Annotated in this window: 8 protein-coding genes; 4 read left to right on the plus strand and 4 right to left on the minus strand. The window is 76.1% G+C overall.

Annotation, left to right across the window (positions count from 1 at the left end; all coding sequences use genetic code 11):
• Positions 1–510 precede the first annotated feature (510 nt).
• From ACFU6K_RS23325 to ACFU6K_RS23340, 4 genes are all read left to right on the plus strand, one after another.
• Positions 511–894, plus strand: coding sequence for a hypothetical protein (locus tag ACFU6K_RS23325; RefSeq protein ID WP_380665973.1), 384 nt, complete (start codon positions 511–513; stop codon positions 892–894).
• A gap of 4 nt (positions 895–898) precedes the next feature.
• Complete coding sequence (locus ACFU6K_RS23330; protein ID WP_380665975.1) at positions 899–2,059, plus strand: hypothetical protein; 1,161 nt, start codon at positions 899–901, stop codon at positions 2,057–2,059.
• Between the two features lie 82 nt (positions 2,060–2,141).
• A complete protein-coding gene (locus ACFU6K_RS23335; protein ID WP_310593218.1) occupies positions 2,142–2,537 on the plus strand; it encodes a roadblock/LC7 domain-containing protein in 396 nt (131 codons plus the stop codon).
• Between the two features lie 128 nt (positions 2,538–2,665).
• A complete protein-coding gene (locus tag ACFU6K_RS23340; RefSeq protein WP_380665977.1) occupies positions 2,666–3,040 on the plus strand; it encodes a hypothetical protein in 375 nt (124 codons plus the stop codon).
• A 118-nt stretch (positions 3,041–3,158) separates the two neighbouring features.
• Here ACFU6K_RS23340 and ACFU6K_RS23345 read toward each other — a convergent pair whose 3' ends face one another.
• From ACFU6K_RS23345 to ACFU6K_RS23360, 4 genes are all read right to left on the minus strand, one after another.
• Positions 3,159–4,301 (minus strand): NUDIX domain-containing protein, encoded by a 1,143-nt coding sequence (locus ACFU6K_RS23345; protein ID WP_380665979.1) that lies wholly within the window; start codon positions 4,299–4,301, stop codon positions 3,159–3,161.
• Positions 4,302–4,393: 92 nt separating this feature from the next.
• Positions 4,394–5,272, minus strand: coding sequence for an SGNH/GDSL hydrolase family protein (locus ACFU6K_RS23350; RefSeq protein ID WP_380665983.1), 879 nt, complete (start codon positions 5,270–5,272; stop codon positions 4,394–4,396).
• A 2-nt stretch (positions 5,273–5,274) separates the two neighbouring features.
• Positions 5,275–6,480 carry a glycosyltransferase gene (locus ACFU6K_RS23355; RefSeq protein ID WP_380665985.1) on the minus strand — a complete coding sequence of 402 codons (1,206 nt, stop codon included), beginning with the start codon at positions 6,478–6,480 and terminating at the stop codon, positions 5,275–5,277.
• Between the two features lie 62 nt (positions 6,481–6,542).
• On the minus strand, positions 6,543–7,760 hold the full coding sequence (locus ACFU6K_RS23360) for a glycosyltransferase family 4 protein (RefSeq protein ID WP_380665981.1): 1,218 nt from the start codon (positions 7,758–7,760) through the stop codon (positions 6,543–6,545).
• Positions 7,761–7,897: the final 137 nt, after the last annotated feature.

A 7,897-nucleotide genomic window follows, 5' to 3' on the forward strand; every position in this document is an offset into this window, starting at 1 on the left:
GTGATGGCCTGCTAGTGTTCCTCCCGTCGAGAGGAAGTGACCTTCCGGGAAACGAATCTCGAACAGGCGTCAGCGGTGCTACCAGAGCACGCCCTACTTTCAGTAGGGAGAGTCCGTGCGACCCGGGCCTGGCGCTCCCATCGAAGGGGCTCGTTCCGTCCAACGGAACTGGCCCCTTCGGCGTGTTCGCGCTCCATGGGCTCGTCCTCTTATCGCACTTTCGATGGCGAAACCCTCCGGCACAACCCGGTATCGGCCAAGGTCCCGTGCCAGGCGGCCGGTGAACGGTGCTCCAACCGCCCTGGCCCACCAGTGGCGTCACCTTCGCTCCCGGTCTGATGACTCGTCAATTCTTGGCCTGAACTGGCCGCCGCCGGTGTGAATATGCCATCGGAATGTTCGTCCGGTGGAATCAGGCAGTAGCCTTCCGTGTCGAACCAGCCACTGCAGGTGGTGAACCGGTCGGCGCCGCGCTGCGTCCGGCCGCCCAGACCCCGCGAAGGAGCCGGTGTGCCCGGTATCGACGAATGCCTCTCCGGAGCGATGGCGATCCCCGGGGCCCGCGCCGCGAGCCTGGTCGACTGGAGCAGCGGGCTCGCCCTCGGCAGCCTCGGGGACAGCCCGACCGGAGAGCACGAAACCTCCGCCGCCGAAGCAACCGACCTGGTGCGGGCGGCCGTTGAGAGCCAGACCTTCACCGTGGCGGAGGACCGGCGGGCCCCGCTGGAGGACATCATCGTCACCGCCGGCCGCAGCTACCACCTGATCCGCTTCATCGACACCGTCTTCGACAACAGGCTCGTTCTGCACCTCTGGCTGGACCGCGCGGAGGGCAACCTCGCCGCCGCCCGCTTCCGTCTCCAGGCGCTCACCGACGAACTGATGCTGGGGTGAGCGCGTGACCGCCGCGACCGGCACCGCGCCGCCGCCCTGGGCGGGGGCCGCCACCCCGAGGACCCCGGGCGAGGCGCTCACCCTGCTCGCCGACCGTCGCGCCACCGGCGCCCTGCACGGACCGCTCGGCAGCCTCCACCTGGTCGACGGGCGGGTGGCCGCCGCCCAGTCCTCCCGGGCCCCCGGCCTGGCCGACCTGCTCATCGGCTGCGGCCGGATCACCCCCGAGGACTGGGCGGAGCTGCTCCGGATCCACGGACCTCGGTCGAGGGTCGGCGAGGCGCTCGTCGAACGGCGGCTGCTCACCCGGGGAGAGCTCGAACTCGGCCACCTGGGAACGCTGTTCGACGCCTCGTTCTTCGTCCTCGCCGACCCGGGCGGCGGGGTCTGGCGGTTCGAGGCCGACGCCCGGCACTGGCTCGGACCGGTCGCGGACGTCGACCCGGCCCGGATCCGCCGCGAGGTCGCACGCCGTCGGCAGCTGCTCGACGGGATCTGGCCGTGGGGGCAGCTCGACACCGCGCCCGTCCGACCGGTCGAGCACGTCCGCCGGCCGTCCCACCGCCCGTCCGGCCGCCGGCGCCGCGAGCTGCTGGACCACGCCGACGGCCGCAGGACCCCGGCGGACCTGGCCCGGCTGCTCGGCCGCTCCGGCTTCGGCGTGACGGCCGACGTCCGACGGCTCGCCGCCGCCGGGCTGCTGGACGCGCCGCGTCCGGCTGACGCGCCGCTTGATGTCCCCGGTCCGCCCGAGGTGCCGCTTGATGTCCCCGGTCCGCCCGAGGTGCCGCTTGATTCGCCCGGTCCGCCCGAGGTGCCGACGGCGGCCGCGGTGCCCGAGGTGCCCGAGGTGTCGTCAACGGCCCTTCCGGTGCCCGAAGTTCGCCCACCGGTCCCGAGCGGACCGGCCGGAGGGCTACACCGCAGGATCCCCGGCGCCAGCCTCCGGGGTGCCGGACTCCCCGGCGTCCCGGTCGCGGCCGCCCCCGCCGCGGCCCGTACCGGCGCCCCCGCCGGGGCCGACGCCGGGACCGAGGCCGGGACCGACGCCCCCACGGAATCAGAACGCCCGCCCACCACGGCAGCGGCCCACCCGCTGGCCGTCCCCGACCCGGACATCGCGCTGCTGACCCGGGTCCGAGACCTTCTGGAGGCCCGACTTTGACCCATTCCCCGCCCGCGACCCCGTCGTTCCGGCCATGAGGCGGGCACTCAAGCAGCGTGTCGGAAGGAGACAACTGATCGCCTTGGAGACCGAGTTGCTCGCCGAACTGCGCGCCGTCAAACACCGCGTCCCGCACCTCGCGGGTGGTCTGGTCGCCAGCGTGGACGGCCTGTTGATCGCGCACGACACCCACGGCACCGAGCCCTCGGGCCTGGCCGCGATGACGGCGGCCTCGCTCTCGCTGGCCCAGCGGCTCGCCGACACCACCGGCCAGGGCGAGTTCCGCGAGTCGCTGGTGCGCGGCGAGAACGGCTACGTCGCCACCTACGCGGCCGGCGGCAGCTGCGTGCTGACCCTGCTGGCGCACCCCGACGTCAACGTCGGACGGCTGCACCTGGAGGCCCGCCGCAGCGCGCAGCGCATCGCGGAGCTGCTCAACGACGCCCTCGTGCCCAAGGATCCGCGCGACGCGGGCTGACCCGGGTCGGCCGCCCGTTCCCGCCGTTCCCCCCGCATCACCGCACCACCGCACCACCGCACCACCGGACCACCCGAAACCGCACCGCCCGAAACCGAACCACCCACCACCGAAGGGGAGTTACCCAGATGACCGACGCAGCCGCCGCGCTCAAGCAGGCCATGACCAGCATCGAGGGCGCCATCGGCGCGGCCCTGGTGGACTACAACAGCGGCATGGCGCTGGCCACCCTCGACGGCCCCGGTGGCCTGGACCTCAACGTCGCAGCCGCCGGCAACACCGACGTGGTCCGCGCCAAGATGCGCACCATGGACATGCTCGGCCTCCAGGACGGGATCGAGGACATTCTGATCACCCTGACCAGCCAGTACCACCTGATCCGCCCGCTCACCGGCCGGACCGGCAAGGGCCTGTTCCTCTACCTCGTGCTGGACAAGGCGCGCGCCAACCTCGCGATGGCCCGCCACCAGCTGAGCCGGATCGAGGCCGAGCTGGAGGTCTGACGCGGCGCCCCGACGCGCCGCGTCGCCCCGCCGCGCCAGACCCACCGCGCCGACGCGCGAGGTCGCGGACGAGGCCCCGGCGGCGGCTCATGCCCCGCCGGGCTCCGTCCATCCGGCCTCACCCCTGCGGCAGGTCCGGCCCGACGCTCCGCCCGCGCACCAGCTCGACCGGTCCGCCCGACCGTTCCCGGGCGGCCAGAGCGGCGGCCGTAAGCTCCCAGGACGGGCCGGTCAGCAGCGCCCGCGCCTCGGCCGGATCGCAGAGCCGCCACTCCACCAGCTCGTCCTCCGGCAGTACGAGGGAGCCGAGCATCCGCTCCGTCACCGTGCCCCCGTCGAACACGTACACCAGGACGGCGGTGTCCCGGCCGGTCGCCGGGTCCGCCTCCGGGTCGGCCGCCGCACCCGGCTGCCAGTCCAGCGCCAGCAGCGACCCCGGCTCGACCTCCCAGCCGAGCTCCTCGCGGATCTCCCGCCGGGCCGCCGCCCGGGGCATCTCCCGGTCCGCCTCGACCCCGCCGCCCGGCAGGGTCCAGTGCGGCACCTGCCCGAGCGGCCCGTCCCAGGGCCGCAGCCGCACCAGTAGCACCCGGCCGGCGGCGTCGGTGAACAGCGCCCGCGCCTTGGCCCGGATGCGCGGCCGGGTGGCGTAGTAGGTCGCCCGGTCCATCGGCGGCTGCGCGGGTTCCGACGGCTCCTCGGTCGACGGTGTCAGCCCCGGTGCGGCGGCCAGTCCGGCGTACGCGGGCACCGGCCCGTCGGCGGGCAGCCGCCCGAGCGTGTGCCCGACCGGCCGGCTGTCCTCCAGCTCCAGCGGCCCGGCGTCGCCCGGCGCCCGCAGACAGGCCGTCACCCGGCGTGACAGCCGCGGTGGCAGGGCGTGCCCGGCCTGCTCCGCCGTCAGCCAGGTCCAGCCGCCGACCTCCGCCGTGTCCGGCCGGAACGCCGCCACCTGCTGCGGCGTCAGCGGCTCGGCCCAGTAGAGGTACACGACGATCGGCCGGTCGCCCTCGCGCAGCAGTGCCCAGTCCACGCCGGCCAGCGGTCCCAACCGGGGCGTGAAGCCCAGCTCCTCGCGGATCTCCCGCAGGGCGGTCTCCCTCGGCGACCGGTCCGCCGGCTCCCACCCGCCGCCCGGGATCGCCACCGGATGCTTCCGGTCGTACGGCAGCCGCACCACCAGCACCCGCCCGGTCCCGTCCGAGAACAGGACCCCCGCCGCCGCCATGACGTCCCGACCCGCTGTGTCCGAGCTCTCCACCCCGACTCCCTCCGTCGCGCTCTCCCCGGACACGACAACCCGGGCCACTCCGATGGTTCCCGTCGAACGGCCCCGCCGCCCAGGCGTACTCCTCACCCCAGGGTGGCGAGGGCCTGCGCCGTGGCCCGGGCCATCCGCTCGTCGTGCCGTTCGCTCCCGCCGCGCAGGCGGGCGGCGCCCTCCGCGGCGGCCAGCGCGAGCAGGCCCGGCAGGAGGTCGGTGCTGCGGGCGGCGAGCCAGCGGGTGCCCCGGGTGGCCATCCACCAGAGGTCGGCGGCGAGGCCCGGCGGGGATTCGGCGGGGGCGGCGGCCGGGGGCGGGCCGAGGGGGTGGCCGGCCTCGGTGAGCAGGTCGTGGAAGCGTCGGGCTATGAGGTGGTGGCCCTCGGCGCTGGGGTGCAGGCGGTCGACGCTCAGCAGCCGGCGTTCCGTGAGCCACGGCAGCTCGGCGATGTGCAGGTGCACCGCCCGGTGGCGTTCGGTGAGGGCGTGCACCACGGTGTTGACCGCCCGCATCCGGCGCGCCAGGGGACGGGCGAGCGGCGCCGGGAGCCGGAGCAGGCTGCCCGGGTCGGGCAGGCAGGCGGTCAGCAGCCTGGCGCCGTGGCCGGACAGTTCCCCCATCGTGGCGTCCAGTTCCAGCGCGGCGCGCCGGATGTCGAAGCCCGAGCGCAGGGTGTCGTTGCCGCCGACCACCACCGCCGCGAGCTGCGGCCGCAGCGCCAGTGCGCCAGGCAATTGACGGACAGTCAACTCCGTGGTGAGCGCCCCGCTGTACGCCAGGTTGGTGAACTCGACGTCCCGACCCTCCGGCGGCAGCGCGTGGGCGAGGACGGCGGCCCAGCCGCGCCAGCCCTCGCCGACCTGGTCCCCGACCCCCTCCGTGAGCGAGTCCCCGAGGGCGACGAAGCGCAGCAGCTCGCCGGCGGTGGGGTGTTCCTCCGCGGCCCGGTCGCGCCCGGCTTCCAGCATGCTCATCCTGACCTCCGACCTCCGTCACCCGCCTCGTCGTCGCGTACGCCGTGTGCCGCCAGGAACGCCGCCACCGCCGCCGGCCAGCCGTACCGCTCGGCCTGAGCCCGGGCGGCGGCCCGCCGCAGCTCCTCCGGCCGACCCAGCAACTGCCGTACGGCGGAAGCGAATCCGTCGCCGGTGTCGACGGCCGCCACTCCGGCGAGCCCGACCAGGCCGGGCAGCGCGGAGGAGCGGCTGACCACCACCGGGGTCCCGCAGGCCAGTGACTCCATCGCGGCCAGCCCGAAGGTCTCCACCGGGCCGGGCGCGAGCAGCACGTCCGCGCAGCCCAGCAGCCGGGCCAGCTCCGCGCGCCCGCCCAGGTGCCCGAGGAAGCGCACCGGCAGCCGCAGCCGCGCGGCCCGGGCCGCCAGCCGGTCCCGCAGCGGGCCGGTGCCGGCCACCACCAGCACCGCGGGCCGCCGCCGGGCCCGCAGGACGGCCAGCGCCTCGATCGCCCGCTCCGGCCGCTTCTCCGCCGAGAGCCGGGAGCAGAGCACCAGCAGCGTCTCGTCCGGAGCGGCGTACCGGGCCCGCTCGGCCGCCCGTGCGGTCGGCGGCAGCGGGCGCATCGCGTCGAGGTCCACCCCCAGCGGGGCCCGGACCAGGTTCGGGGTGCCGATCCGCCGGAACTCCGCCGCCGCCCAGTCGGTGGTGCAGAGCACCGCGTCGTAGGCGCGGGCGGTGGCCGCGTTGAACCGGTCGGCCGCCGCGCCCGCCAGCGGACCGGGCAGGCCCCAGGTGCGCAGCAGGCCGGCGGCGCTCTCGTGCGAGACCATCACCGAGCGCACGCCGTGCCGCCGTGCCCAGGCGCCGGTCCAGCGCAGCGTGGTGCGGTCGGACACCTCCAGGCGGTCGGGGGAGAACCTGGTCAGCTCGGCGGCGACCGCCCGCCGGTCGGTGAGCAGCCGGTAGCCGCCGCTGGCCGGCAGCACCGGGCCGGGCAGGGTGACCACCACGCCCTGCTCGGTCTCCTCCTCGGAGCGCCGCTCCCCGGGGACGATCAGCACCGGCCGGTGCCCGGCCGCCCGGTACCCGGCACCCAGGTGGCGCAGCGCGGTGCGCAGGCCGCCGGAGACCGGGGTGACGAAGTTGGCGAGCCGGACGATCGTCAGCGCCTCGCCGGTCGCCGGAGCCTCGCCGGTCGCCGAGACCCCGCCGGCCATCGGAGCCTCACCGGTCGCGGACGTCCCGCCCGCCGTCGGAGCCCCGCCGTCGGGAACGGAGCTCATGCCGGCAACTCCTCCGACAGGGCGGGCGCCACCGGCGCGGCCGACGCCGGGGCGGCGGACGGCAGCCGCACTCCGCGGTGCTCCGCCAGCACCTCGGCGTAGTGCCGCAGCAGCAGGTCCCCGACCGCCTCCCAGGTGCGCGCGGTCACCTCGGCGCGCCCGGCCTGCCCGTACGCGGCCCGCCGCGCCGGGTCGGCGGCCAGCTCGGTGACCGCCCGGGCCACCGCCGCGGCGTCCCGGGGCGGCACCAGCAGGCCGGTGCGGTGGTGGGCGACCAGGTCCAGCGGGCCGCCCGCCGCGGGGCCGATCACCGGCACGCCGCTGGCCATCGCCTCCTGGATGGTCTGACAGAAGGTCTCCAGCGGGCCGGTGTGGACGAAGACGTCCAGGGTGGCGAAGCAGCGCGCGAGCTCGTCACCGGTGCGCCGGCCGAGGAACACGGCGCCCGGCATCGAGGCCTTCAGGCCGGGCGCCGAGGGACCGTCCCCGACCACCACCACCCGTACCCCGGGCAGCGCCGAGGCCGCCGCCAGCAGGTCGACCCGCTTCTCCGGCGCCAGCCGCCCGACGTACCCGACCAGCACCTCCCCGCCCGGGGCCAGCGCCCGGTGCAGCGCCTCGTCCCGGTGCCGGGGGTGGAACCGCACCGAGTCCACTCCGCGCGGCCACAGCTGCACCCTCGGCACCCCGTGCGCGGTGAGGTCCTGGGCGGCGGGGGTGGAGGGGGCCAGCGTACGGGCGGCCGCACGGTGCACGGCCCGGATCCGCCGCCAGGCGGCGGCCTCCCCGAGCCCCCGCCCGGCCCGGTAGGCGTGCGCGTACCCGGCCAGATCGGTCTGGTAGACGGCGACGGCGGGCACCCCGAGCCGCGCCGCGACCTGCATCCCGCGCGCGCCGAGCACGAACGGGCTGGCCAGGTGGACGAGGTCCGGACGGTGTCCGGCGATCGCGGCCGCCAGCTGCCGACTGGGCAGGGCGATCCGCACCTGGGGGTACCCCGGCAGCGGCACCGACGGGATGCGCACCACGGGAACCTCCGGCGCCGCGCCGCCACCGAAGGTCTCCGGCGGGCACTCGGCGCCCCGCGCCGGCGAGGGGGTGACGACAAGGGGCCGGTGGCCCCGGCGGACCAGGTGCTCGGCCGTCCGCAGCACGCTGTGGGCGACTCCGTTGACCTCGGGCGGGAAGGATTCGGTGACGATGACGACGCGCATGCCAGTGTTCTGTCCGCGTCCGGCGTGCACCCGGCCAAAGGGATCTGTCGTAGAGGCGAACGCGGGTCGGCGATTTGCACCGCCGACCCGCGCTTCGGAGCCGGGCCCGCCACACCGACCCGCGCTTCGGAGCCGGG

It is taken from the genome of Kitasatospora sp. NPDC057512 (assembly GCF_042802135.1).
Lineage (GTDB): Bacteria > Actinomycetota > Actinomycetes > Streptomycetales > Streptomycetaceae > Kitasatospora.